The organism is Haloferax sp. Atlit-109R, from assembly GCF_003665865.1.
GTDB lineage: Archaea > Halobacteriota > Halobacteria > Halobacteriales > Haloferacaceae > Haloferax > Haloferax volcanii.
Genome location: NZ_QPLO01000002.1, coordinates 1,529,073 through 1,555,598, shown reverse-complemented (window position 1 = coordinate 1,555,598; position 26,526 = coordinate 1,529,073). Strand labels below are relative to the sequence as shown.

General features: G+C 63.4%; 19 protein-coding genes. 10 read left to right on the top strand and 9 right to left on the bottom strand.

The genetic code is table 11. From position 1 onward, the window contains the following. The first annotated feature begins 612 nt into the window (after nucleotides 1–612). Nucleotides 613–1,224, top strand: coding sequence for a molybdenum cofactor guanylyltransferase (locus tag DVK03_RS16115; protein WP_115803338.1), 612 nt, complete (start codon nucleotides 613–615; stop codon nucleotides 1,222–1,224). Here DVK03_RS16115 and yqeC read toward each other — a convergent pair. Then, the gene (gene yqeC, locus DVK03_RS16110) at nucleotides 1,221–1,952 is read right to left on the bottom strand and encodes a selenium cofactor biosynthesis protein YqeC (RefSeq protein WP_115803339.1); all 732 of its coding nucleotides are present in this window, start codon (nucleotides 1,950–1,952) and stop codon (nucleotides 1,221–1,223) included. The two genes, DVK03_RS16115 and yqeC, sit on opposite strands and share 4 nt — an antisense overlap. A gap of 51 nt (nucleotides 1,953–2,003) precedes the next feature. After that, complete coding sequence (locus tag DVK03_RS16105; protein WP_115803340.1) at nucleotides 2,004–3,764, bottom strand: aldehyde ferredoxin oxidoreductase family protein; 1,761 nt, start codon at nucleotides 3,762–3,764, stop codon at nucleotides 2,004–2,006. Nucleotides 3,765–4,043: 279 nt separating this feature from the next. Between DVK03_RS16105 and DVK03_RS16100 the strand changes: the two genes are divergently transcribed. Then, nucleotides 4,044–5,165 carry a GTP-binding protein gene (locus DVK03_RS16100; RefSeq protein WP_115803341.1) on the top strand — a complete coding sequence of 374 codons (1,122 nt, stop codon included), beginning with the start codon at nucleotides 4,044–4,046 and terminating at the stop codon, nucleotides 5,163–5,165. On the opposite strand, the gene DVK03_RS20140 is transcribed toward DVK03_RS16100, so the two are convergent. Together DVK03_RS20140 and DVK03_RS16095 are read right to left on the bottom strand one after the other, a co-directional pair. Beyond that, nucleotides 5,166–5,327 (bottom strand): hypothetical protein, encoded by a 162-nt coding sequence (locus tag DVK03_RS20140; protein WP_004061967.1) that lies wholly within the window; start codon nucleotides 5,325–5,327, stop codon nucleotides 5,166–5,168. It lies immediately after the preceding gene. Nucleotides 5,328–5,407: 80 nt separating this feature from the next. Further along, nucleotides 5,408–6,565, bottom strand: a complete 1,158-nt coding sequence (locus DVK03_RS16095; RefSeq protein ID WP_004061969.1) for a glutathione-independent formaldehyde dehydrogenase — start codon at nucleotides 6,563–6,565, stop codon at nucleotides 5,408–5,410. 395 nt (nucleotides 6,566–6,960) lie between these two features. On the opposite strand from DVK03_RS16095, the gene DVK03_RS16090 reads away from it, so the two are divergent. Continuing rightward, nucleotides 6,961–7,341, top strand: coding sequence for a Rid family detoxifying hydrolase (locus DVK03_RS16090; RefSeq protein WP_004041297.1), 381 nt, complete (start codon nucleotides 6,961–6,963; stop codon nucleotides 7,339–7,341). Between the two features lie 117 nt (nucleotides 7,342–7,458). Here DVK03_RS16090 and DVK03_RS16085 read toward each other — a convergent pair whose 3' ends face one another. Beyond that, nucleotides 7,459–7,734: a hypothetical protein gene (locus tag DVK03_RS16085; RefSeq protein WP_004041298.1), complete on the bottom strand. Its 276-nt coding sequence runs from the start codon at nucleotides 7,732–7,734 to the stop codon at nucleotides 7,459–7,461. Nucleotides 7,735–8,004: 270 nt separating this feature from the next. Between DVK03_RS16085 and DVK03_RS16080 the strand changes: the two genes are divergently transcribed. The 5 genes from DVK03_RS16080 (at nucleotide 8,005) to DVK03_RS16060 (ending at nucleotide 17,993) form a co-directional block, all read left to right on the top strand. Further along, complete coding sequence (locus DVK03_RS16080; RefSeq protein WP_115803342.1) at nucleotides 8,005–9,444, top strand: NADH-ubiquinone oxidoreductase-F iron-sulfur binding region domain-containing protein; 1,440 nt, start codon at nucleotides 8,005–8,007, stop codon at nucleotides 9,442–9,444. After that, on the top strand, nucleotides 9,441–12,776 hold the full coding sequence (gene fdhF, locus DVK03_RS16075; protein ID WP_115803343.1) for a formate dehydrogenase subunit alpha: 3,336 nt from the start codon (nucleotides 9,441–9,443) through the stop codon (nucleotides 12,774–12,776). The genes DVK03_RS16080 and fdhF overlap by 4 nt, the downstream gene beginning before the upstream one ends. A gap of 614 nt (nucleotides 12,777–13,390) precedes the next feature. Beyond that, on the top strand, nucleotides 13,391–13,597 hold the full coding sequence (locus DVK03_RS16070) for a hypothetical protein (protein ID WP_004061978.1): 207 nt from the start codon (nucleotides 13,391–13,393) through the stop codon (nucleotides 13,595–13,597). A gap of 1,447 nt (nucleotides 13,598–15,044) precedes the next feature. After that, complete coding sequence (locus DVK03_RS16065) at nucleotides 15,045–16,580, top strand: alpha-N-arabinofuranosidase (protein WP_115803344.1); 1,536 nt, start codon at nucleotides 15,045–15,047, stop codon at nucleotides 16,578–16,580. Between the two features lie 78 nt (nucleotides 16,581–16,658). Beyond that, entirely contained in the window at nucleotides 16,659–17,993 is a 1,335-nt protein-coding gene (locus DVK03_RS16060; protein WP_115803345.1) for a sialidase family protein, read from the top strand. Nucleotides 17,994–17,995: 2 nt separating this feature from the next. Here the strand turns inward: DVK03_RS16060 and DVK03_RS16055 are convergent, their stop codons facing one another. The 4 genes from DVK03_RS16055 to DVK03_RS16040 all read right to left on the bottom strand — a co-directional run bounded on the left by DVK03_RS16055 (nucleotide 17,996) and on the right by DVK03_RS16040 (nucleotide 21,898). Continuing rightward, the gene (locus DVK03_RS16055) at nucleotides 17,996–18,715 is read right to left on the bottom strand and encodes a hypothetical protein (RefSeq protein WP_115803346.1); all 720 of its coding nucleotides are present in this window, start codon (nucleotides 18,713–18,715) and stop codon (nucleotides 17,996–17,998) included. Continuing rightward, complete coding sequence (locus DVK03_RS16050) at nucleotides 18,712–19,587, bottom strand: carbohydrate ABC transporter permease (RefSeq protein WP_115803347.1); 876 nt, start codon at nucleotides 19,585–19,587, stop codon at nucleotides 18,712–18,714. The genes DVK03_RS16055 and DVK03_RS16050 overlap by 4 nt, the downstream gene beginning before the upstream one ends. Continuing rightward, nucleotides 19,580–20,455 carry a carbohydrate ABC transporter permease gene (locus tag DVK03_RS16045; RefSeq protein WP_006600104.1) on the bottom strand — a complete coding sequence of 292 codons (876 nt, stop codon included), beginning with the start codon at nucleotides 20,453–20,455 and terminating at the stop codon, nucleotides 19,580–19,582. Before DVK03_RS16045 ends, DVK03_RS16050 begins: the two co-directional genes overlap by 8 nt. Before the next feature lie 63 nt (nucleotides 20,456–20,518). Beyond that, on the bottom strand, nucleotides 20,519–21,898 hold the full coding sequence (locus DVK03_RS16040) for an ABC transporter substrate-binding protein (protein ID WP_008606057.1): 1,380 nt from the start codon (nucleotides 21,896–21,898) through the stop codon (nucleotides 20,519–20,521). A gap of 210 nt (nucleotides 21,899–22,108) precedes the next feature. On the opposite strand from DVK03_RS16040, the gene DVK03_RS16035 reads away from it, so the two are divergent. Together DVK03_RS16035 and DVK03_RS16030 are read left to right on the top strand one after the other, a co-directional pair. Further along, nucleotides 22,109–23,248, top strand: a complete 1,140-nt coding sequence (locus DVK03_RS16035; RefSeq protein ID WP_115803348.1) for an ABC transporter ATP-binding protein — start codon at nucleotides 22,109–22,111, stop codon at nucleotides 23,246–23,248. A gap of 1,486 nt (nucleotides 23,249–24,734) precedes the next feature. Beyond that, on the top strand, nucleotides 24,735–25,688 hold the full coding sequence (locus tag DVK03_RS16030; protein WP_006600105.1) for an AEC family transporter: 954 nt from the start codon (nucleotides 24,735–24,737) through the stop codon (nucleotides 25,686–25,688). The last annotated feature ends 838 nt before the right edge of the window (nucleotides 25,689–26,526 follow it).

Below are 26,526 nucleotides of genomic sequence, written 5' to 3'. Positions count from 1 at the left end.
ACACCCGCGGATGAGAGATGGACTGAGGTCGATGAACTTTCCCGGTACACCGCCAGAGTGCTGCAACTCACTGTCGGAACGTGACGCAGCAGATTATTCTAACTGGACCGGTTCGGCCCTCACGACTGTGGTGACTCGGTGCTGACGGGGGGTTTGTCTCGTACTGCAAACCGACAGTCGTCAATTTCATAAACTGTATGGCGCAATATCTATTGCTTCGTCTCCGGCTGACGAACCGGCGTGATAGGACGAGCGGCGACTGAGTAGTGAAGAACGTCGTACGAGGGGTCAACACACCTCTACTGCGGCAGCGAGCATCGAGTGCACAATTACGATTCAGCAGTTATCACCGCCAGTCAGTTCCAATTCCCGTTATCTTTAAATACATTGAAACTCTGAATAACACGGCTAGCTGTGTAATGTGTGCGTTTTCACCGACTCTCACGTCCCGAAATCGAAGCCTTGACCCTCAAAAGCGTCGACCTCCCGAAATTCGAGCGACGGTAGACCGAAGATACCGCGCGGTGCGATAGTCGAGCCGACGCGAAACGATGACGGACTATACGACTCGTAGCACAACTGCTTTGCGCGACGAACGTGAACACTGCCGGTATGCGAACTGGTGTCATTATTGCCGGCGGATACTCGACGCGATTCGGTGAGGAGGACAAAGCAGTCGCATCCCTCCTTGGAACACCTCTCATCCGCCGCGTCGCCGACCGGATGGCCGGCGTCGTCGACGCTCTCGTCGTCAACTGCCGACCGGAGCAGACGGCTGCGCTCCGAGCCGCGCTCGACGGCTACGACCACCCGATAACGATTGCGGAAGATTCGGAGCGCGACGAGGGCCCGATGGCGGGAATTATGACGGGTCTGCGGGCCGTCGAGACGGAGTACGCGTTCGTCGCCGCCTGCGACATGCCCTTTCTCGAACCCGCGCTCATCGACAGATTGTTCGAGCGGGCGGCCGGCCACGACGCCGCCGTGCCGCGGGTCGGTGACGGCTGGTTCCAGCCGACGCACGCGGTGTACCGGGCCTCGTCGATGGCCGACGCGTGCGAAGCCGCGCTGGCCGAGGGGAGTCACAAAATCATCGACCCGCTGTTCACGCTCGACTACGTCGTCCTCGAAGAGAGCGAAGTGCGCGAGTACGCGAGTCTCGACACCTTCGAGAACATCAACACCCCCGACGAGCTCGCTCACGCGGCGGAACAGTTGCGCTAGCGCTCCACGACGGCCACGACGGGTTCGGACGCCGTCAACTGCGTCAGTACGACGTGTGGAACGTTCGACCGAGCGAGGATGTCCGATGCAATCTCCCGTGCGACAGCTTCGAGGGTCGCATCGTCGACCTTGTTCAGCACGGGCACGACTGTCGCACCGTCGGGAACGTCCGCGCGGCCGCCGCGCCCGCTGATGAGCACGGTTGCGATATCCGACGGACGAATCGTATCACCGACTTCGAGGTCGGTGAGGGCGGCGACCCGTTCCGGTCGGTGGACGCAGTCTTCGGTGAGCGGTTCACCGACGGCGTGGACGCTCGCGATGGGGAGGACGGTGTCGGCGGTCGCCGGGAGTTGTGGTTCGCGGTCGCCCGGGGCCTTGAACTCGCGCATCCGCGCGCCGTCGGCCTTCACCAGCACCGCGTCGGCGACGCCCGACTCCCCGATGGCGTCGACCACGTCGGGGTCGTAGCCGCGGTAGCGGTCGTCGCGGTCACGGTCGGGGACGACACCCATCGGCCAGTCGGTCGCCTTTTCGAGCGCGGCGACCGGCCTGTCGGTTACGACCACGTCGGCGACGTGCTGGTCGAAGATGGGGATGCGGACCGTCGCCGTCACGACGGCGCGGCCGAGCCGACGCGCCAGCGCGTACAGCGTGGACTTTTTCCCGCCCGCGCCGACGACGCAGACCACGCCGCGTCGAGCGCAGAGCGCATCAGCGAGCGTCATGTTCGTTCTCCGGGTCGCGCGCGGTTCGTCGTCCAGCCGTTCGTTCGGTGTTCAGTCATCGAGGGTGTCGAAGTCATCGGTGAGGGCAGCAAGTCCGAGGCGGTCGATAGTCTGCGCCGTCGGCACGCCGTCGTCGGTCCAGCCGCGGCGGCGGTAGTACGCGTCGAGCATCGAGTCGAAGTCGTCGCGGTCGACGGTCGCACCGGCCCGGGGCCCCGATTCGAGCGGCTCTTGGAGCGCGGCCGGGAGGGAATCGTCCTCGCGCGAGATGCCTTCGCGGACGTTGAACAGCCGCGTCACGTTCCAAATCCGCTCGCCGACTGTGGCGAGTCCGCCGGCGGGGTCGAGGCCGACCGATTCGAGCCACTCCCGGCCGAGGTCGTCGAGCGCGTCGCCGAAAAAGTCATCCGCGATGAGGCTCCAGAGCGTCGACCGCCGGTCCTGTTCGCGGATGACCTCCGCCGCGGTCCGGTCGGCTCCCCAGTCGCCGTCGAACACCTCGCGTTCGATGGGTCGCGCCCGCCGATGGCACGCACCCCGGTCGCTGGTCGCGTACGCGAGTGCCATGCTCTGCGCGCCGCGCGGGTCGTATGCCGGTAGCTCCATCGACTTCACCGTGGGGACGAGGTCGCGCCCGCCGAACCGCGTCGCCGCCGCCTCGACCCCGTCCGCGAGCGCGTCACCGAGCTCCGACTCGCGCTCCGCAATCTCCTGTAAGAGGGCCCGCGCGCCGTCGGGCTCACCGAACGAGAGCGAGCGGTCGAGCACGCCGGCGGCGTTGGCCTTGACCGTCCACGCGACCGCGCTTCCGGCGCTAATGAGGTCCATCCCGAGGCGGTCGCAGGTCCGTCCCAACACTGCGACGGCGTCGAAGTCGTCGATGTCGAGTCCGGCTCCGAGCGTCATCGCGGTGGCACCGCGCGGGACGTGGTCGCCGTCCTCCGTGGCCACACGATACCCGCCCGGAGTCTCCGTGTCGGCGCGTTCGCGGCCGACGGCCCGGTCTTCGACTGTCGTGATGCCCAACTCCTCAGCCGCTTCGAACTGTCCGTCGCTCCAGCCTCGCGTCGAGAGTGCACCGATCTCGTTCGCGAAATCGATCGTCTCGACGGTTCCGCTGGCCCGTAGCCACCGTCCGGTGTCGGTCTCTCGGTACTTCGCCGCGTAGGCGTCTCGCAGGTCGTCCAACCCGTCGGCGTCGGGCGGGGCTCCCCGCGCGACGACGGCCTTCAGTCGCTTCGAGCCCATCACCGCTCCCGCTCCCCCGCGGCCCGCGTGGTGGTCGCCGGCGTCGGAGGCGATGGTGGCGTATGCGACCTGTCGTTCTCCCGCGGGGCCGATACACGCGACAGCCGCGTTCGGGAACGCCCGCGCCGTGTCGACCGTCCCAGACCCCCACGTCTCGGCGGGTTCGATTGTCGCGTCCCCGTCTTCGACGACGAGGCGAACGGGTTCGGACGCGACACCCGTCACGAGCAGGCCCATGTGCGACCCGAGCGCGCCGGCCAGCGAGTCGGGGAACTCGCCCCCCGCGTACGAGTCGAGAAAACACCCCGTCAGCGGGGATTTCGTGATGGCGGCGTATCTCGACTCGCCCGGGAGATAGCCCGAAAGCGGGCCGAGCATGAACAGCATCGCGTTCTCCTCGCCGAGCGGGTCGACGCCGGCGTCGAGTTCGTCGTAGAGATAGCGGGCACCCAACCCCTTGCCGCCGACGTATCGCCGTCGCCACTTGTCCGGAATCGGCGTGCTCTCGACCGAGCCGGCGGACAAGTCGACCCGCAGGAGTCGGTCAGCGATTGGAGGTGCCATCTGATCGTTCGTCAGTACCGGCGACCAAAAAGATGTGCCGTTCTCGCGGACCGCCGAGCGAATTCGGCGTCGCGAACGCCTCCGCCAACGCCGTACTCTGCGGTTCGCTCGGTGGGTCGCGGTGCCCGACGCGAACAGACGGGAAACCATACATGACAACTACAATATATTTTGTGTTTTCACGGCGGGAGTCCGGAGCACGGCGGGTTCTGTCTCCCGTGTTGGTCGACCGACCCAGTCTTCATTACGACCACCCGCGAGGCGTCACACAGCATCGATATGTCCACAACGGAAATACCGATTACGGTCGTCAGCGGTCCGCTCGGCGCGGGGAAAACGACGCTGGTCAACCGACTCCTGAACGACCCCGGTAGCAGGGAGATTGCCGTCGTCGTCAACGACATGGGCGAACTGAACGTCGACGCGGAGTTAGTCGCGTCCGAATCGGACGACGGGGTTATCGACCTCTCGAACGGGTGTATCTGCTGTCGGCTTCAGGACGACCTCGTGACCGAAGTGACGCGGCTAGCGGAGAACCGCTCGTTCGACTATCTGCTCATCGAGGCCTCGGGAATCAGCGAACCGCTCCCGATTGCACGCACGCTGGCGAGCGAGTCGAACGAGGGCGGTCTGCCGGACCACCTCCGGTTGGACACCACGGTCTCGGTCATCGACGCCTACGGGTTTTGGAAGGCGTTCGACCCGGCGGAATCGCTTCCGGACGCCGCCCCCGACCCGGAGCGCCCGTTGACGGAGGTGCTCGTCGAGCAAGTCGAGTTCTGCGACGTGCTGTTGCTGAACAAGTGCGATATGGTCCCCGACGACGCGTTGGACGCCGTCGAAGCCGAGATTCGGGAACTCCAGCCGCGCGCGAGCATCCGCCGGACGACGTACAGCGACGTCGACCCGACGCGGGTTCTCGACACGGGGCGCTTCGATTTCGAGGCGGCGAAGCGCCATCAGGGTTGGAAGCAGGCCCTCGCGAGCGACGGGGTCGAGGCGGACCACGGCCACGACCACGACCATATCCACGACGAGGGCGTCTCGGCAGCGACGGCCCACGGCGTCGAGTCCTTCGTCTACCGTCGAGACCGTCCGTTCCACCCGCAGCGCCTCGACGCGTGGCTCGACGACTGGCGGGGGAACGTCGTCCGCGCGAAGGGGTTCGCGTGGGTCGCGAGTCGTCCCGAGACGGTCCTCGGCGTGAGTCAGGCGGGGCCGTCGGTGCAGGCCGGCCCCATCGGTCGGTGGGGAGACGATACCCCCCAGACGCGACTCGTGTTCATCGGCCGCGACCTCGACGAGGACGCAGTGACCCGAGAACTCGACGAGTGCTTGGCGACGACGGACGAGCGAGAGGCGGCGTATCCGGACGACCCGTTTCCCCGCGAGTCCGCCTGACTAGGCCGCGCCGAGGTCGACCTCGTCTCGGAGTTCGTCCCACGATTCGTGGAAGCCGTAGGTCGACTCCGACTCACCGCCGATGACCGTCTGATACACCTCGTCGTACTCCAACAACTGCGTCCAGCCGTCGTGGTACCGGTAACTGCAGTACTGACACATAGAACGGGATACCGGGCAAACCGGCAAAGGAGTATCGGTGGGAACCGAGTTGGGAGCGGGAGACTCCGCTGCCCCTAGTCCTAGGGTTCCAGCAGGACCTTCGTGACGCCCTCTTCGCGGTTGTCGAACTTCTCGTACATCTCGGGCGCGTCTTCGAGGCCGACGCGGTGGGAGACGACCCAACTCGGGTCGGCGCGTCCCTCGATTATCATGTCGCGGAGCTTACGGTTGTACTCCTTGACGTTACACTGGCCGGTGCCGAGGGCTTGCCCCTTCTCGAACAGGAGGCCGAAGTCGATGCCGAGGCGACCCTGCGCGGCCATCTCGTCGGGCGCGCCGGGGTCGTCGGGGACGTAGAGACCGGGGATACCGAGTTCGCCGGTCGGTCGGACCGTCCGAATGAGGTTGTTGATGACGACGGCCGGGTTCTCCCGGGCGGGGTCGTACGCGGAGTCGGCTTCCTTCTCCGGGTCGATGGCCTGGTAGCCGACCGCGTCGACGCCTTTGTCGACGCCGCCGCCGTGAATCTCTTTGATCTGTTCGACGGGGTCGCCCTCCTCGAAGTTGATGGGCGTGGCGTCACAGTGTTCCTCGGCGAGCGCGAGGCGACTGGGAACGCGGTCGACGACGTAAATCTCGGCCGCGCCCTTGAGTTTGGCGCTGTAAGCGGCCATCAGGCCGACCGGACCCGCCCCGTAGATGGCGACGGAGTCACCGGATTCGAGGTTGGCGAGTTCCGTGCCGTGCCAGCCCGTCGGGAAGATGTCCGCGAGCAGCGCGAACGAGTCCTCGTGTTCCCGTCCGTCCGGCAGTTTGAGCGCGTTGAAGTCGGCGTACGGGATGCGGAGCTTCTCGGCCTGTCCTCCCTGATAGGGCCCCATGGCGACGTAGCCGTACGCTCCCCCGGCGAAGCCCGGATTCACGTTCGTACAGAAGCCGGTGTAGCCGTTCTCACAGTTCTCACAGAAGCCACAGGCGACGTTGAACGGCGCGACGACGCGGTCGCCCACTTCGAGACTGCTGACGGCATCGCCGACCTCTTCGACGATACCCATATTCTCGTGGCCGAACACGATTCCCGGCTCCGCGGCCGTCCGCCCCTCGTACATGTGCAGGTCGGACCCGCAGATACAGGTCGTCGTGATGTCGATGACGACGTCGTTCGGGTGTTGAATCTGGGGCTCTTCGACCGCTTCGACTGCGACCTCTCGTTCGCCTTTGTAGACGACTGCGTCCATAGACATTGTGTGGACTCCACTCGACATCTGCGAACAGTCACTATTTATAGCTCGGGTGGGCTCTATTTTGACATAATCTGACATGTTACGGTTGGGTAGAGTGGCGTAGCGCATTCTCAAACTACCAGATAGGTTACTAGCTGTGTTCTCTCACGTCGTACTCTCTGGAGGACACACCCGAACGACCCGGTTCCGCATCGCAGTCGCCGGTCCCGGCCACGCTCGGCGCTCCCTGCCGGACCGTCCGGTGACGCACCACTCCCCGGCCGCCGAACGGTCGTCGTCAACTCGCGCGTGCGCCGAGGCATTCCACAAACGCTCCGGTTTCTTACACGACGTGTGGCGGCTTCCGTCCCCGAACTGGATTTAATAGGAACCGACCGGAAGGTCCGGCTATGAAGCGCACGATTAGCACTTCGGACGCTCCGGCGGCTGTTGGCGCGTACAGCCAAGCGACGACGAACGGCGAACTACTTCTCACCGCGGGACAGCTCCCGCTGACGCCCGACGGTGAGCTACTCGACGACGCCTCGGTCGGTGACCAGACGGAGCAGTGTCTCGAAAACGTGGCGGCGATTCTCGCCGCCGAGGATGCGTCCTTGGACGACGTGCTCAAAACGACAGTCTTCCTCGACGACATCGACGACTTCGAGGAGTTCAACGAGGTGTACGGCGAGTTCTTCGACGAAGACCCGCCGGCTCGGAGCGCGGTCGAAGTCGGCAACGTGCCGAAAGGAGCCGCGATAGAAATCGAAGCGGTCGCGGTGACCGAATAAGCGAACCGCCGCTGACCTCTGACGGGCGCTCGACGGACCCCGACGCGCCCGGTATTTTTCGAGCCGACACGTCCCGACGAGAATGCGTTTCCGAGCAGTCGGTGCTATAATCGTCGGCTATTCCAATCGCATGTTTTCGGCTCGCTCGGCCGCGAGGTCGGTAATCTCCTCGATGTCGCTCTCGGAGCGGTCCGCGAGGACGCGAACCAACATTCCGAGTTGGACGGCCGCCGTCTCGCGTAACTCCGACGCCTCTTCGGTGTCGTTGGCGAAGTAGTACTCCTGTCGACCGTCGTCGTGGACGAGTCCGGTGTACACGGACTGGATGTCGTCTTCGCGAGTCGCGTCGGCCGCCTTCGCTCGCACGTCGTCGAACCGTGGATTCGTCATCATCACGATAGACGACGCGTCGCCGCCTTAGCTCTTTGCTCCGCTCGCTGTCCCGTCTGGAGCGGTCACCCGTCTCCCGCCCACTCGCGCTCGCACCGACTTCGTGTTCGGCTTCCCGAACGCCTCGAAATCGCACTCCGACGCGAGTGGGTTGGGGTGATTTTTTAACCCCGCCGTGTCTCTTCATCTGTGAGAATGAGTCGCACAGGAAACGCAGTCCGGTCGCCGGTACTTCGGGTCTCGGGAGCCGGGCGGACGGAGCGCGGAGCGCGTGTGTTGAGCGCCGCACGTCGCACCGCCGACTCCGTCACGGTCCTCCGAACGGGACCCACCGGAATCAGCGAGTACGACCCGTTGGTTCTCGCGACCGACGCGGGGCGGACCGCGTTCTTCCCGACCGCGGAGACATCGAGAGTCCGAGACCTCGTCACCGCCATGGAAGACGGGGAGTTACCGACGGACGGTGCTGCGGCAGTCGTCGACCACGACGCCGAGCGGACGACGCTGCCAGTTCCGACCGACGAGCCGCTCGCGGTGGGAACGCGGCGCGTCCTCGGCCCCTGTGGGTGGCTCGACCCGCTGGACCCGACAGCGTATCAGTTTCACTCGCTCGATAGGGACGCGAGCGCCGTCGCGGACGCCGGGCTCGTCGGTCGAGGTAGATGCGACGCCGCCGCCGACGACCCGGTCGCAGACGCCTGGCGACGCGCGCGAGAAACCGACGGCGACCCGGTCGTCGTCGTGAACGCGAACGACGCGGACGACCGCCAGCGCGCGGACCGAACGCTCCTCGCCGGGTCGCCGATGTCGGTGCTCGACGGCGTGGCGGCCGTCGCCGAGTACCTCGGCACGACCGACGCGGTCATCCACGTCGCCGAGACCGACACCGAACTGCAAGCACATCTTCGGGAGGCTATCGACGCCGCCGCGGACGAACTCCCGGTCGTGCCGGTCGTCGTCACCGGTCCCGACGAGTACCGCGCCGGCGAACCGACGGCGGCGCTGGAAGCGATAGAGGGGGCGGACAGAATCGAGCCCCGTCTCCAGCCGCCGACGCCGGCCGAGTACGGGCTCTACGGTCGCCCGACGGTCATCCACACGCCGCGGACCTTCACCCGGGTACGGCTCGCGCTCGCGGACCCAGAGGGCACCGATAGAGACGCCGCATCGACGACGCGACTCCTGACCGTCACCGGCGACGTAGCCGCGCCCGCGACGATAGAGGTCGGCGCGGACGCCCGCCTCTCGACGGCTCGGAACGCCGTCGAACTGGAGGGGTCGTTCAAGATGGCCTGCGTCGGCGGGGTGTTCGGCGGTCTCACCCGGACGTTGGACGTCGCACCGACCGCGGCCGAACTGACCGCGGCCGGCCTCGGAACGGAAGGCGTCGTCGAACTGTTGAACGACGAGCGGTGTGCGGTCGCGACTGCCGGAGAGCGGGCGCGCTTTGCCTCGGAAGCCAACAGCGGGCGGTGCGTACCGGGACGGGAGGGAACCGTCCAACTCACCGAACTGCTGCGAGCGGTCTACCGAGGCTCGTTCGACCGAGCGAAGATACGCGAACTCGGTCGGGTCATGTCCCGGTCGAGCAACTGCCTGCTTGGCGCTCATGCACCGCGTCCGGTGCTGACCGCGATGGACGAGTTCGAATCGAGTTTCGAAGCACACGCCGACGGCCGCTGTCCGAGCGGCACCTGTTCTGACAAACTATGAGCACTGACGACCCACTCCCGGGCGTTCCGGAGATAGACGACCCGCAGCACGAGACGCCGGTCACGGCGGAGTTCGAGACCGGGACCGCGAACGACCCGCCCGTCGGAACCGACGGCGAGGCCCCGACGACACTCAGCGTCGACGGCACACAGGTCACCGTCCCGCCGGGGTCGACCGTCATCGACGCCATGCAAGCCGTCGACGACGAGGTCGTGAGCGTGGACCCCGGTGCCGACAGCCTCGACGAGGACGCCGACGTGCCGGCGCTCTGCTACTACGACCGCGGGGGCGACGCGAGCGACGAAATCGGCCCTCGGAGCGAGTGTCGAACCTGCATGGTCGAGACCGACGAACACGGGGTCGTCCCCTCCTGTTCGTTCCCGGCCACCGACGGGCTGACGGTCGAGACCGACACGTCCGCCGCCGAGGAATCCCGGAGCGTCAACCTCGACCTCGTCCTCTCCAACCACAATCTACGCTGTACGACCTGTAACGGGAACGGTCGGTGTGAACTCCAGGAGACGGCCGTCAGCGAGGGGGTCGACCACCCGCGCTACGGCGTCTTCGACGACCGAAGCGAGTACGAACCGCTCGACGACAGCTCCTCGTTCATCCAAATCGACCGCAACAAGTGTATCCTCTGTAACCGGTGCGTCGAGGGCTGTAACGACGTGCAGGTCGAAGGCGTCCTCCGTATCGAGGGCTCCGGGGAGGACACCCGCATCGGCTTCCAGTCCGACGCCGAGACGATGGCGGATTCCGACTGCGTCTCCTGCGGGCACTGTGCCACGGTCTGTCCGACCGGTGCCCTGACCGAGAAAGACATCGGTGGCGCGGGGACGCTCCCGCTTCCGGGGTTCACGCAACGGAACTCCGTCGGGCGAGTCATCGAACACGAGGATGTCGAGACCCTCGACGACACGACGGCACCCAACCGCTCGCCGGACCCCGGCAGTTCTGGGACCGCTGGGGGCGAAGCCGAGTCGGGACGGGCGGGACGGGAGAAACGGAGCGGCGTCGCCCGATACATGGCCCAGAGCAAGCGCCGAGCGTCCGACTTCCTCGAAACATACGGCCGGAAGGCCATGCTCGCGGGCGAACACACCGCCGAGAACCTCGCGGCGCGGACGCTGCCGGAGGGCCGACTGTTCGATGTCGCGTCGCTCGTCAGCGACTACCGGCTGGGCAACCTCGACAAAGCGGAGACGACCTGCGGGTTCTGCGCGGTCGGCTGTCGGTTCGAGATGTGGGGCAAAGACGGGGACGCCATCGGCGTCCAACCCGTCGACGACCCGGACAACGCCCCGGCGAACAACTTCTCGACGTGCGTGAAAGGAAAGTTCGGCCACGACTTTGCCAACAGCGAAAACCGGCTCACGAAGCCCCTGATTCGAAACGAAGACGGCGAGTTCGAGGCGGCCTCGTGGGACGAGGCGCTCGACTACGTCGCCGGCCGACTCCGCGAGATTCAGGACGAACACGGCGTCGACGCGGTCAGTTGCCTCGCGTCGTCGAAGGGGAGCAACGAGGAGGCGTATCTCGTCCAGAAGTTCGCGCGGCAGGTGCTCGGCACGAAGAACATCGACAACTGCGCCCGGCTCTGTCACTCGTCGACGGTGGCGGCGCTCCAACAGACGCTCGGCTACGGCGCGATGACGAACCGCATCAACGAGGACATCGGCGAGGCCGACGCCTACCTCATCAGCGGGTCGAACACGACCGAGTCGCATCCGGTGTTGGCGACTCGCATCAAGCAGAACGTCCGCGACGGGGCCGACCTCGTGGTGTTCGACCCCCGGAAAATCGGCATCGCCGAGCACGCCGACCAGTACACGAGAACGACGCCCGGCTACGACGTGGCGTGGCTCAACGGACTCATCCGATATCTCATCGAGCACGACCTGCACGACGAGGAGTTTATCGAACGGAATACGAAAGGGTTCGCGGAGGTCAAACGGAAAGTTCAGGCGTTCACCCCCGAGAAAGTCGAGGAGCTGGCCGGCGTCTCGCCCGACGAACTGAAGTCGGCCGCCGAGACGCTCGCCGACGCCGAGAACGTCGTCTTCGGCTGGGCGATGGGGATGACCCAATCCAGCCACGGGACGGAGAATCTCCTCGCGATGGCCGACCTCGCGCTCACCCTCGGGCAGGTCGGGAAACCGGGTGCCGGACTGTCGCCCTTCCGCGGCCAGAACAACGTGCAGGGCGGCGGCGGCGACATGGGGACCCTGCCCGGGAGCCTCCCCGGCTACCAGGACCCGGCCGACGACGAGGTCGGCGAGAAATTCGCCGAGGTGTGGGGCGAGCGTCCACCGGCTGAACCCGGCCTCAAAGTGCCGGAGATGCTTTCGGAGGCCCACGAGGGCAATCTCCGCGGGATGTACATCGTCGGGGAGAACCCCGCGCTCTCTGAGCCAGACATCCAGCACGCCGGCGAGGCGCTCGAAAGCTTAGACTTCCTCGTCGTTCAGGACATCTTCATGACGGAGACCGCAGAGCACGCGGACGTGATTCTGCCGGCGGCGACCTCGCCGGAGAAACACGGCACGTTCACCAACACCGAGCGTCGGGTCCAGCGGGTTCGAGCGTCCGCGGAGCCGCCGGGAAAGGCGCGTCAGGACTGGGAAATCACGCAGGAGCTGGCGGCCAGACTGGGCTACGACTGGGGCTACGACCACCCGCGGGAAGTCATGGACGAGATTAGCGAGTTGACGCCCATCTACGGCGGCGTCAGCTACGAGCGACTCGATTCGGGCGACGAGCACGGACTCCAGTGGCCGTGCTGGGACGACGACCACCCCGGTACGCCGTATCTCTACGACTACGAGGGGGGGAACTTCAACTTCGACGACGGGCTGGCCCGCTTCGTGCCGGCGGACGGCGGCCACCCCGGCGAACTCCCCGACGAGGAGTACCCCCTCACGCTCACGTCCGGGCGGGTCCTCTACCACTGGCACACCGGACAGATTACCCGACGCGTCGAGGGCCTCATGAGCCACGTCGGCGAGAGCTTCATCGAAATCAACCCGACGACCGCCGCGGAACTCGACGTTTCGGACGGCGAGTACGTCAGGGTCGAGTCCCGGCGTGGCGACATCGTCGTCAAGGCGACCGTGACCGACCGCGTCGGCGACGGGACGCTGTTCATCCCGATGCACTTCGCGGCCGGTGCGGTCAACAAACTCACGCAGGAAGTCTTCCACCCGCAGGCCGGCATTCCGGAGTTCAAAGTGTCGAGCGTGCGCGTGGAACCGCTCGGCCCGGACGCCGACCCGGACGTGCTGCGGACCCCGGACGCCGGCGCTGGGAGCGCCGCACGCGGCGACGACTGACCCACGGGGCGCTACGTTTCGCTGTACTCCTCTCCGGAGTGAACTGACTGCCCCTGCAAGCGTGTCTGTGACGGAACTCCTGTCTGTACTCCGTTTCGGCCCGCGAGCGAGGGTCGACAACGTCTATACATCGTATATCGCTATATCTATTTCCCGATTCACTCACAGTTTCGGAGGGTAGTTCTGGAACCGGCGTCTCACGTCAGAACTGAACGGCGAGGCTGCTATATACAAGCGAGATAGCGGACGTATCGGTCATTCGAGGCGTGTAGGTGACCATCCGTTTGTATCTCTATTAGGTGAGCTCTGGTGTTCGTTCTTGCTCTGGTCTCCCTTCCTCACACCCAAGGGAAGATACCGACTGGCTACACAGCGGGTCCACGAGTAAATCGAGCGGATATCGGACTCTCGAACCGTTTGTAGCGGGATTTAGTTCGAACTGAGCGATTCTTCCCCTGCTTCTCATTAGGGGAATCGGTTTGATGCGTTGCTTACTTGCAGCGTTATCTGGTGTGCATTAGCTGAGTAGTGTCGGGTGCATACTACCCGTGTCTATTCTCTGGCAACTACGTCCTAACCGATGCGAATTTGGGGATCCACCGACGAGTTCGGATATGGAGTTACGAAAGTTGGTCTCCGATTACCTTCCAAACGCCGTAGTTGCTGCGACCATATTCACAATCTACAACACCTACACTGGCGATACTGCCGACCCAGTCACGATTGGTGTCGAGTTCATCTTCTCCATTATTGCAATCTTCATCGGATTTGTTGTTATCACTCCGATTTTGAACAAGACATTCGATAGCGTTAGAAGATGAATACCCGTACATCTTCTCTATTAAGCGGCTGATTTTCCGTACCGACGCTGCAAATAAGTCACGCAGCAAAATCAGCCTCCGAGATTGTGTTCACACATCGTTGTGACTCCTCTTCCGGCGCTGCGGTCCGCGGCCGCGATTCAGCTAAGCGGTGTGGTTGGTCGGTTATCGGTTCGGCTGTCTGTTCAATCTGCTCCCCGCGGAAGGACGTACCCACACGAGTCGCAGACGAAGGCGATGTCGTAAAACGAATCGTAGATGGCGAGACTGTGACTGCACTTTGGGCAACGCATGCGTTTCGTGTAACCATTCGATAGTCACTTAACCCTTACCACGACGATTGTCGTATCGCTCGAAGAGTAGTTGCGTTCAGCCCCGATATTAATATTTGCAGAGACGAAAAAATTAATGTCGAACTCAGTCGTCAAGCCATATGGTCGATAGCGCAACCGACCAAGAGACTAACGTATCAGTCATGTCACAGACGTGGTGATATGCGCAGAGTCGGTCTGTCCCGACCGAAGCTCATGAACACCTGACAGCACTACCACGTCGAGCTCAGCACACCACCCGCTGCCATCATTTTTTGGAACGTCGTACCGGTTCCAGCACCGACGCTATACCGAGGTCGAACCCTTGTGCGCGCTCGCAACCGACCGGGTCGCAGACCGGTTGGTCGCCTGACTCACCTGAGTTCACGATGACGGCTCCGTCCCGTTTGCCTCAGCCGGTCTGCTGTTCTCGATACCAGAAATACGGGGCTCCTTCCCCGATGTGTGAATTGAAACGTACGCGTGTCGCGTCCTTGAGTCGGCCAAAACGCTCTCCACGGACAAAAGCCCGACCGCAACCGCCTGTCAGCGCTCCAGAAACCATCCGCGTTACAGTCTGGAGACGGCTGCGTGACTGAGATACGGTTTTCGCGAGCGCGGATGCGCCATCGACATCGACGAGTCCCTGCGGATTCCCGGTGCGTCAACCTCTGAACGTCTCCGCGACGTTCCGTGAACGGCTCGTATCTCGCGTCGGCTCGTCGCTCGGTGAGGATAGATTTCACGAGGAGTCCGCTGGATGTCTCCGAGAACGACGACTGTCGTCGAACTACCCATCCGCGACGATGGTTCCCGGTTATTTGCCGCTATTCACTATGCTGGAACAACACGTCGGGTTCCTCGAAACCGGCCGAGCAGACCGGTTTCGGAGAGTATCCACTTTGGGCACCACGGAGATTACATATTTACCTTTGTAATTGTAATGCGTGGAACGACGTTAGCTAGTTCTGAAATAGGGAACCTTGGTGCGGTTGCACCGAACGCGTCTCTCACCGACTTGCGCTCCCAACGCTTGACGCGAGTTCATCGCTTATCGGGACGGTTCCACAGCGCATCTCGTGTAAGCAGGGAACAAGGCACAATAGTTATCTAACCGGGTACTGATGAGAGAACGTATGCAGAGTGAAGTACGCGTTAGCAGTCACGAGTCGATAGACCGTATCTCGGAGAACATCTACGGCCACTTCGCCGAACACCTCGGACGCTGTATCTACGGCGGTCTCTGGGTCGGTGACGACGACAGAGTCGAGACCGAAGACGGCATCCGAATGGACACCGTCTCGCTGCTCCGCGAACTGAACATGCCGGTGCTTCGCTGGCCGGGTGGCTGTTTCGCCGACGACTATCACTGGAAAGACGGCGTCGGCCCGCGCGACGAGCGTCCCCGACGGCGGAATCTGTGGTGGACCCAGGGGCGCGAAAACATCCCCGAGGAGTCCAACGAGTTCGGGACGGACGAGTTCCTCCGCCTCTGCCAACTCCTCGATACCGACCCGTACATCGCGGTCAACGTCGGGTCGTCGACGCCGCAGGAGGCGCTCGACTGGATCGAATACTGCAACTACGGCGGCGACACGGAACTCGCTAACAGACGGCGAGAGAACGGCCAAGAAGAGCCGTACGGGGTGAAGTACTGGGGCATCGGGAACGAAAACTGGGGCTGTGGCGGCCGGTTCGCACCCGACGAGTACGCCGACGAATACCGCCGGTTCGCGAACTACTTCAACGGCTTCGACAAGCTGATGAACGAGGAGTCGACGGAGTTCATCGCGTGCGGACACCTCACGGACGACTGGAACAAGGTCTTCTTCGACAGCCTCAACGGCGGCATGGAGTACGGTCCGGGCTCGTTCCTCGGCATGGGGTCGCCGTTCAACCTGATGGACCACTTCTCCGTCCACCGCTACTATCAGGCGGGCGGTGACACCGACTTCACCGACGAGCAGTACTACAAGATTTTCGCGCGCGCACAGAAGGTCGGCGGGGACATCGACCGAGCCGCCGAGACGATTTCGCAGTACGTTCCGGAGGACGAAATCGGCATCATCGTCGACGAGTGGGGCGTGTGGCATCCGGAGGCGCGGAGCGACAACGGACTGGAGCAGGAGAACACGGTTCGGGACGCGCTGACGACCGCCGGCGTCCTCGACCTCATCCACGAGCGGGCCGACGTCGTCTCGATGGCGAACATCGCACAGCTCGTCAACGTCTTGCAGTGTCTCGTCCAGACCGACGAAGAGGACGCGTGGCGGACGCCGACGTATCGCGTCTTCGACCTGTACGAGAACCACGTCGGCCGGACGGCGCTCGAAACGAGCGTCGACACGGAACAGCGCACTATCGAAGGCGAAGAAAACGACGTACCGATGGTCTCGGCGTCGGCCTCTGAGGGCGACGGTGAACTGTTCGTCACGGCCTCGAACCGCCGCCACGACGAACCGGAGACGCTCACCGTCGACGTCGGGTCGTCGGCGTACTCGGTGTCGTCGGCGACCGTTCTCTTCGAAGGCAACGACATCCGAGAGTACTCGACGAAGGAGAACGCGGACTCGTTCGAAGCCGATGTCTTGGACGTCACCGACGAGGGCGACGGCACGGTCACGTTCGACGCGCCGCCGGCGTCCGTCGTCGGTCTGACGCTGACCGAGTAACCGCGCCGCCACCGTTCTATTTTGAGCTGACGGCGGAGGTACAGTTATTGTAGTCCCGTGTTAACATGCGGCTGCGTCATGAGCGAACGCAATTCAAGCCGCCAGCATAGCCGCCGGAAGTACCTCGCCGCGGTCGGCGCTGCCGGGGTCGCAGCGGTCGGGTCAACCGGCGTTATCGCGGGCCGCGGACGCGACGACGAACAGACAGACGTCGAAGGGACGCTGTACTCGCCCCCGTCGGGCGCGCCCGCTCCCGGGTCGCTGTATCCCCGCGTCACGCGACTGAAACACGGGTCGGGGAAAGGCGGCGAGAAGCAGTTGCTCGCGACGTTCGAGTACTATCCGTCGATGAGCGGCGGGTCGAAGCCGTACTTCCCCGTCTACCGAAGCACCGACGGGGGAGAGACTTGGTCGAAGTTCTCCGAGATTCACGACACGAGCGGGAAGGACTGGGGGCTTCGATACCAGCCGACCCTGTTTGAACTCCCGCACGCCGTCGGTCCGTGGCCGGCCGGGACGGTCCTCGCCGCCGGGAACTCCATTCCGATCCTCGACGACCCCGAAGACGTCCCCGAAGGTGAGGTCGGCGAACTCGGTGAGACGAGCATCGACCTGTACGCCAGCACCGACCGCGGGGAGTCCTGGGAGTTCGTGAGCACCGTCGTCACGGGCGGCAAAGCCGTCCCTTACGACGGGAACAGCCCCGTCTGGGAGCCGGAGTTGGGGCTGGACGACGACGGAAACCTCGTCTGTTACTTCGCCGACGAGCGGATGGGGAGCGACGACGACTACAATCAGTTGGTCGCGTACAAGGCCTCGGAGGACGGCGGCCAGTCGTGGGGCGACGAGCAGTTCGTCGCGGCCATCCCGGACGAGACGACGCGCCCGGGGATGCCCACCGTCACCCCGCTCCCCAACGGCACGTACGTGATGAGCTACGAGGTCATCGGGCCGGACTACCTGTACGGCGAGGTCCACGTCAAGACCTCGCCCGACGGGCGGGAGTGGGGCGACCCGACGGACGTGGGGACCCTCGTCTCGACGGCCGACGGTCGGCGGTTCATCAACGGCCCGTACGTGACGTGGACACGGGCCGGCGGCAAAGACGGAACGATACTCGTGTCCGGAAAACAGCTCGTCGACGGGAACCGCGACCTCGCGGAGGGGAACGGCGAGGTCGTGCTCGCGAACTCGAACCTCGACGGGAGCGGCGACTGGGAGGCGGTCGACGCCCCGCTGTCGTTCGAAACGGAGGGCGACCTCGGCGGTCGGGCGTTCGTCGGGTGGACGACACCGCTGCTGCCCTCGCGCCACGGGGACGAACTACTGCAACTCACGTCGGTCGCGGACGGCCCGAATCTCTGTGAAATCAGTTACGGCGTCCAGTCGCTACCCCTCGACGACGGGACGTAGCGTCACCGTCGAAACGTCGCGGAGAACTCGTTTTTCGGACTCTCACCGGAGACTGGACGGTCGGTCGGCGCGGTCGCGTCGGCTGTGTCGGCCGCGTCGGCCGCATCCTCTTCTCGGTCGCGCGTTTGGGCGGCCAGTTCCGTGTGGAACGCGGCCGCGAGCGCGGGAAACACGAGCGGGAGTGCGACCGTCAAGACCAGACATACGACGAACAGCGTCGCGGTCACGACGCCGACCAGCACCGTCGCCACCGGCCGCTCGACGGACCACCGGTAGCCGTCGGTGACGGCGTCGAACGCGTCGTCGCCCTGCGCGAGCGCGACGAAGCCCAGCGCGAAGACGACCCACGCGTGATACGCGAGATAGAACCCGACCATCCCGAGGAGGCCCGCGAACGCCGACCCGGAGGCGGAGAACCGGCCGAGATAGAAGACGGCGAGCGCCGGGAACGCGACCAGGAGTCCGCTGAACAGGAGCGCGTCGAGCCAGTGGTCCGAAAGCGTCTCTCTGACGGCGTCGCGGTCGACGTGGCCATGTTCGCGGACGGAAGCGACGGCGCCGTAGACGCCCAACGTCGCCGGCCCGATTGTGACCAGCGGGACCGATGCGAGCACCCACGCGACGCTGATAGCGACCATCCGAACGGGGTGATGGAACACCGTTCGGACCGCGGCGACGAGCGCGCGGTGGACGCCGACGGTCCCGTCCGCTGACTCGCTCATCCCGTCGCGCCCTGCATCTGCACTGCTCGCACGATCTGTCCCTGGAAGATGAGGTAGATGATGAACAGCGGCAAGGACCCCAGAATCGCGACGGCCATGTGGAGTCCGGGCGTGTCGATGTTCCCCTGATAGAGGTTCACCAGTCCGATGGGAAGCGTGTACGCCGTCTCGTTCGACAGCACGAGGAGGGGCCAGAGGAACGCGTTCCAGTTGTAGACGAACATGAACAGCGCCAGCGCCGAGAGAATCGGCTTCGCGAGCGGGAGGATGATTCGGGTGTACACCTGGAAGGTGGTGAACCCGTCGAGCCTCGCCGCCTCCTCGTACTCGGCCGGGATGTCCTTGAAGAACTGGTAGAGGAGGAACACGCCGAGCGGGCTGGCCACGGCCGGCAGTATCACACCCCAGTAGGTGTTGATGAGGCCGAGGTCCGAGACGATCTGGTACAGCGGGACGATGTTCATGTAGTACGGGACCATGAAGCTCGCGAGGATAACACCCATGACCAGCCCTTGACCGGGCCAGTCGAGCCGCGTGAGCGAAAAGGCGATCATCGAGTCGATGACGACGATGAGCAGCGTCGCTCCGGCGGCGATGATGAACGTGTTGATGGTCCACTCGACGACGAGCGTGTTGTTCAGGAGGTACTGGTAGTGTTCGAGCGTTATCGGCTCGCCCGCGAGCGGCGGTATCCAGTACGGTCGCGGGTCGCGCAACAGCTCGGTCGGCTGGAAGGACCGAGAGAGCGTGTACAGGTACGGGACCGCCATGAGAACGGCGAGGCCGTAGAGGAACGCGTGGAGCAACACGTTCCGAACCGTGTCGCCGTCGAGCCGTGCTCGTATCGAGTCCTGCGATGTCGTTTTAGTCATTTGAATCACCGATTACTTTGAAGTTCACGATTGCGATGACGATGAGGATGGCGACCAGCACGTACCCCATCGCCGCGCCGTAGCCGAACTGCTGTTGGGAGAAGGCGCTCCGGTAGAGATAGTAGACGAGCGTGTCGGAGGTGTCCTTCGGGCCGCCCTGCGTCATCACGTACGGTTGTGCGAACACCTGGAACTGGAGGATGAACTGCACCATCACCACGAACACGACCGAGTTTCGCATCTGGGGCAGCGTGATATCCTTGAAGGCTCGCCAGCCGGTCGCGCCGTCGAGCCGAGCGGCCTCGTACAGCCGTTCGGGGATGCTCTGTCGGGCCGCCAGGAAAATGACGAAGTTGAACCCGACCAGCCACCAGACGGTCATGAACGCGAGCGCCGCCATGACGAGGTCCGGCGACGTGAGCCACCCCGGCGGGTTGTCGATGAAGAACCCGAGGTAGTAGTTTATCAGGCCGTAGCTCTGGGAGTACACCTGTCCCCACACCAGCGTCACGACCGCGACGGTGAGGACGTACGGACTGAAGTAGATGGCCCGAAGGGTTCGTTTCCCGGCCACGTCCCGGTTTACGCCGAGTGCCATTACCAAGCCGAGGATGACCAGCGCCGGAACCGAGATAGCGACGAAGAGGAGCGTTCCCTCCATCGCGTTGTAAAACACGGGGTCCTGAAACAGTTCCACGTAGTTCTGGAGGCCGACCCACTCCGTCTCGGTGAGGTCGAACTTGTTCGGGTACGTGTGGAGGCTCATGTAGAGCCCCTTCAGGGCCGGCCAGATGAGGAACACCGTGAACACGGCGAGGTACGGAAGCGACCAGACGATGCCCTCGATGGTCTCCTTCCGCAGACCCATAACGGTCTTGCTGTTCGCCGCGGTCTCACCTCCCATGATGCGTTCTGTTATCCCCATCTTCGATTACTCCGAGATGCCGTTCGAGACCGTCTGGATTCCGGAATCGATAGCAGCCTGTGGCTCGGAGTTCTGCGCCCAGATGTCGACGAGCCACGTGTACCAGTTCTGCGCGTTCGGGTCGCCGTTCGGGACCTTCGGGTGGTAGAAGTAGTCGCCGTCTTCGGCCATCTCGACGTACTTGTTGAGCGTCTTATCGTAGTACGGGCTGTTCTGGAAGGTGTCGGACTCGTAGATGCTGTTCGCGGCGGGCAGGTGACCGGCTTCGGCACCCCACGAGGGGTTCTGCGTGGTCATCCAGTGGGCGACTTCGGCGGCAATCTCCGACTTGGCGTCGCTCCGGCCCTCCTTCTTCGGGAGGACGATGGAGTGGCCGTCAGCCCAGACCGTATCCTGCTGTTTGTTCGGGCCGACGGTCGGTTCGAAGAAGCCCCAGTTGAGGTCGTCGACGCCGGACAGGGCGGCGACGTACCACGTCCCGTTCATCGCCATCGCGCACGTTCCGTTCTGGAAGGCGTTGTTCCCCCACGTGTCCTCGCTCGTGGCGGGGGCCCATCCCATGTCGCCGGTCATGTCGGAGAAGAGTTGGGCGATGTTCATCCCGGCCTCGCTGTCGAACGTCGGGTTCCACTCGTCGTCGTAGAGACTCCCGCCCTGCTGTTTGACCCAGGTACTCCACGTCCGGAACGACCCGAATCCGTCGTTGTACGGCGACTGCGTAAACGCGTGAGCGTCGGTGTTCTCGACGACCGCGTCACCCGCCTGCCGGAACTCCTCCCAGTTCGTCGGCGGGCTCTCGGGGTCCAAGCCGGCCTGCTCGAACAGGTCCTTGTTGTAGTACACGCCGATGGGATGCATGTCCATGGGTAGCGCGTTCACGTTGTCGTTGACGGTGACGAGGTCCCAGTGGCTTTCGGTGTAGTCGCTCTCCATCGACGCCGTGTCGGCGTAGGACCCGATTGCGTCGATACCGCCGTCCCACGCTCGCAGGTACGCGGCGTGCATGACCGCCATGTCTGGCGCTTCGCCGCCGGAGAGGGCGGTGAACAGCTTGTTGTAGTACTCGTTCCACGGGGTGCGTTGGCGGTTGATGGTCACCTCCGCGTCCGTGTCGAGCGGCTGTTCCTCGTTGAACTTGTTGACGATGCTCTCCATAATCGGCCCTTCGCCGCCGCTGAACAGCTCCCAGAACGTGAGCTCGTAGGACTCGCTCCGCGTGTTGCCGGAACTGCCGCCGTCACTGCTGTCGCCGTCACCGCCGCCACTTCCGCTATCTCCGCTGTTGTCGCTGTTACCGGCGCAGCCCGCGAGTGCGACGGTTCCCGCGACTCCGGCAGATTTGATAAACTTCCGACGGGTCCTGCTAGTGATAGCTTCTCGAACCATGTGTCATGTGTATATGTAGGGGTATGGATTAAACTATTTTCCGTGACTAATTCTGCCGGTAGATGAAATCCGACGTACTACTCGCTCGCCTGTCTGTCGTGGCGGCGCGGAGAGCGAGCGCCGTCCAGACTGCGCTCGCGTCCCCGAATGACGCGACTTCGAGCGGAGGTAACCACAACTATTATTAGTTCTCTTGGCAACCCACGAACAATGAGTACTGTTAGCATCGAAAACGTGCGAAAAGTCTACGGTGGCGACTCGGATATTGTCGCCGTCGACGACATCAGCTTCGAGATAGCGGACGGTGAGTTTCTGACTATCGTCGGTCCCTCGGGGTCGGGCAAGTCGACGTTGCTCCGTATGATTGCGGGTCTGGAAGATATCACAGAAGGGACGATACGTATCGGGGACCGGGTCGTCAACGGCGTCCAGCCGCAGGACCGGGACGTCGCGATGGTGTTTCAGAACTACGCGTTGTACCCGCACATGACCGCGCGCAAGAACATGAGTTACGGGTTGCAGTTGACGACCGACCTTCCCGAAGACGAGATAAACCAGCGGGTGATGGACGCGGCGGAGATGATGGGTGTTACGGACCAGCTCGACAAGCATCCTGGAAACCTCTCTGGAGGACAGCAACAGCGTATCGCCACGGGCCGCGCCATCGTGCGCGAGCCGTCCGTCTTCCTGTTCGACGAGCCGCTGTCGAACCTCGACGCCAAGCTCAGGCTGCACATGCGGACGGAACTCCAGCAGCTCCAAGACACGCTCGGGACGACGACGGTGTACGTCACTCACGACCAAGAGGAGGCGATGACGATGTCCGACCGCATCGCTGTTGTCGACGGCGGCGAACTCCAGCAGATAGGGACGCCGGAGGAGATATACAACGAACCTCGGAACCTGTTCGTGGGCGACTTCGTCGGGAACCCGCCGATGAACCAGTTCGAGGTACGACTGTCGGGCACGTCGCTGGTCGCCGACGGCTTCAGTTACGACCTCTCCGAGCGAGTTCTCGAACATATCAAGCAGTACGCCGATGGCGTAGACGAGTTCGTGCTCGGCATTCGGCCCGAGAACATCACTCTCACAGACAGCGACGAGCCCAACGCGGTTCGAGCGTTCCTCGACGTCCGCGAGCCGGTGGGGTCGGACAACTACCTCCACTTCGACATCGAGGGCGAGGAGTGCTGGGTCCGCGTGCCTGGCGATGTCAAACCCGACACGAACCAAGAGCTGTCGCTCGCCTTCGACGAGGAGCGGTTGCATCTCTTTCGGCAGTCTGACGGCATCAACATTCTCGCACAAGAAGAACCACCGTTAGAGGCGACGGCTGGGCAGAACACCTGATAGCGGCCCTGTGAAACGCAACAAACCCGGTTTGTCGGAGAGCCACGGCTGATACTTGGAGCTAGTTTTATCGGAGGGGAGACGCGAGCGACGCGTCGGTTCGATTCGTCGGTGAAGGCCGTAGTCGGCACTGCGGTTCGTCTCCGGCGAGGTGCGGCGACGCTATCGACGCCTCCCGAATCGCCGCCGATACAACCCGTGGATGACTGAACCGCCCATGCCCGCCCCGTAGTCTTGGGACGAACAACTACATTCTGAAATACAGAATAGACTCCGCCCGGGGTGACCCGGCGGGACCGCCTGCAACGAACTAGTAGAAGCCGTCGGTTACTCCGGTGAACGATGGCTACACTGTACGTGCATAGACACGAAACCGAAGATAGTGTAAGAACGACTATACACACTCCCTTTCTCCGGTGGGTGGCACGAGACCGGTGGTCGTATTACGGCCGATTGTCTCCGTCGGTTCGACTCCTAACCATCGAGCGGTACGTCGATGAGCACAGTCTCCACAGTGTTCTTAATCTCAGAAAGTAGTTTCCATACTCACGCTGTGTTTCTCCTCTCGGTCATCAGTAAGTCCGTTCAGCGCAATCTCATTACACTCATAACGTTGTAATCTAATTCATCTTTGCCCTCTCGGTTGGCACTGAAGAGGCCATAGAAGGCTGAAAGTCCTATCTCTCGAAGCTGTTCTCTAATTCGGAATATACTTCCGTATCCATACCGGTCCGCCACCGTCCGACGAGCGTCCCACCGGACGTACCCCCCGAAGGAGTGGTCCGGTTGCGAGTCGACGTGGAGTGAGAGGTGGCTACGCAGGCCGCGGGGTCGACGTCGGTCAAACTTCGGATACGAACCGGGAGAGCGTGTCGTCGAACTGTCGTAGTTCCCGTAATGGCCTCACGACTCACAACTCCGCTCTCGACGACGTTTGCCGCGTACGCCTCCACTCGACCGGAGGTGAAGCCGATAGTCGTCCTGCCATGGTCATGGTCGCATCCCCCGCTCAGCGAATCGCGGTGTCGTTCCCGAACGGGTTTCGGTACTTTATATTGCGACTCTACTGAAATAGCACTGGTCTGTGAAGAAATCCAAATGTTGCGAATACTGTGTATTATTTGAATAATTTAAAATACTGGTTGTTCTGTGGTAGCTATGGACCTTCGATACTCCTTTCAGTACGCTCTCATGGATAATCTTTGAGAAAATCAGGATTGTGGGCTGTCGTTTCTCTCTGTCCTTTGATTTTCCGATAGTATCATTGCATAATACATGCATGGCCACGAGGTTTCCGAAGGGGAAAGACCGGGTGCATCGCTATGGCGGTCACTCTCGTCGGCAACGGGTTTTGACCCGCACGTAACCGTCTCCGATACTATTTATACCAGAAGCGATATTGGACTGACATGGGCCCACAGCGACAGCGTAGAGTCTCAGTTGAACCCGTTCGACCGCCGAAGCGACTTTCCCCGGGAGACCGACCATGTCGTTGACGGGGGCGTTCACGAACGCGATTCTCCCGATACTCGGCGTCGCCGTCGTCGGCTATCTCCTGGCGCGAACGACGGACATCGATGTCGAACCGATAAACACGCTCGGGCTGTACGTGCTCATCCCGGCGTTGGCGTTCCACAGCATCGCCACGACGACCCTCGGCGGCGGGGAGGTCCTCAAACTCGGCCTCGGCGTCGTCGGCTACTCCCTTCTCATGATCGTCATCGCGTGGGGCGTCGGCCGACTCGCGGGCGAATCGGGCCCGCTCCTCGGCGCGCTCATGCTGGCGGCGGCGTTCCCGAACTCGGGCTTCGTCGGCATCCCGCTTTCCGGATTCGCCTTCGGCGAGGTCGGACGGACGACCGCCGTTATCTACCTCACCATCCAGAACGTCGTGGTCTACACGCTCGGCGTCTACATCGCGTCCAACGGCTCCGACGCGGGCGCACTCGACGCCGTCACCGAGATATTCCGTCTCCCGCTGCTGTACGCCATCGTCGCCGGCGTCGTCGCCCGCGCGCTCGGGGTCGTCCCGCCGGCCGACGCGGCGCTCATGGAGACCGTCGGCCTCGTCGGCGACGCGTCGATTCCGGTGATGTTGCTCATCCTCGGCATCCAACTGGCCGAGACCGACGTGTCCGCGATATCGCGGTCGGTCGCCCCGTCGGCGCTGAAGCTCGTCGTCGCGCCGCTCGTCGGGTTCGGCCTCGCGCTCGCGTTGGGCTTCGGTGACCCGACAGTCGCAAAGGTGTTCGTCCTCGAATGCGCCACGCCCGCCGCGGTCATCCCGCTGGCGCTCACCATCGAGTACGCCGACGAGACGACGGTCGACGGCATCACTGCACCCGAGTACCTCAGTACGACCATCTTCACCACCACCGTCGCCAGCGTCGGCGTCCTGACCGTCCTCGTGGCGGTCCTCCAAGCCGGTGCGCTGTTCTGAACCGACTCGCGACGGCCGTATTCGGGCCGTCGCCGTCGGACCGCGCCGATTCACGTCTCGAAAACGTCCTCTGTGGTGCGCTGCTTGCATCTCGTGCACTCTCGGATACGCGTCTCGTCACCCGACGCGGAGTCGGTGCTGGTTGTGTTCTCGTAAACGGGGTGGGCCCAAGCGGTCGCCACGTCTTGCGGGTATTCGGAGTACTGCCGGCGTACCACCGTCACGACATCGCTCAGCGCTCACGCGCGGCGGACGCACAGAACGGAACTCGACTGGCGACCACGACTGACCCCTCCTCGTCTCGTAAACGCTTGGTAACGGTGTAGTAATTACAGACATATGCTTGTAATGGTTGTGTGACGAACGTACGTCAGTAATGCCGACCGAAGGTGCGGGCGAGTACTGACACGACGCCGAGCAACCCGCGCGCCTGCTCACCTCATTTTCGATATGAAAATCCGTGTTCGAGGAGTCGCCCTCGACCCCTCACGCGACTCGCGTTCGACACGCGAGCGACGCCGTTCGTGGCGGTCGGAATCCGCATCTGCCGCGCGAGGCGAAAATCGTTCGGGTCGACGAGGCGGGACAGTCCGCCGATGTCGGCACGGTACCCTCGCTTCGGCGGCGTTTCTCTGTCAGTCACCGACTGATTCGCGCTCGCGTCGCCCTCGAATGTACCTCTGTATTAATAATTTACAACACGAGAACGGAGCAGCCGCCGACGCGAGTGCCGACTGGTCGACTGGGGACGAACCGGGGTTTGAACCGCTCTTCCATCGGTTCAGTGGCAAAAATCCACGACCTGCTGCTCCGAGCCACTGTTTCCCTCTCGAAAACC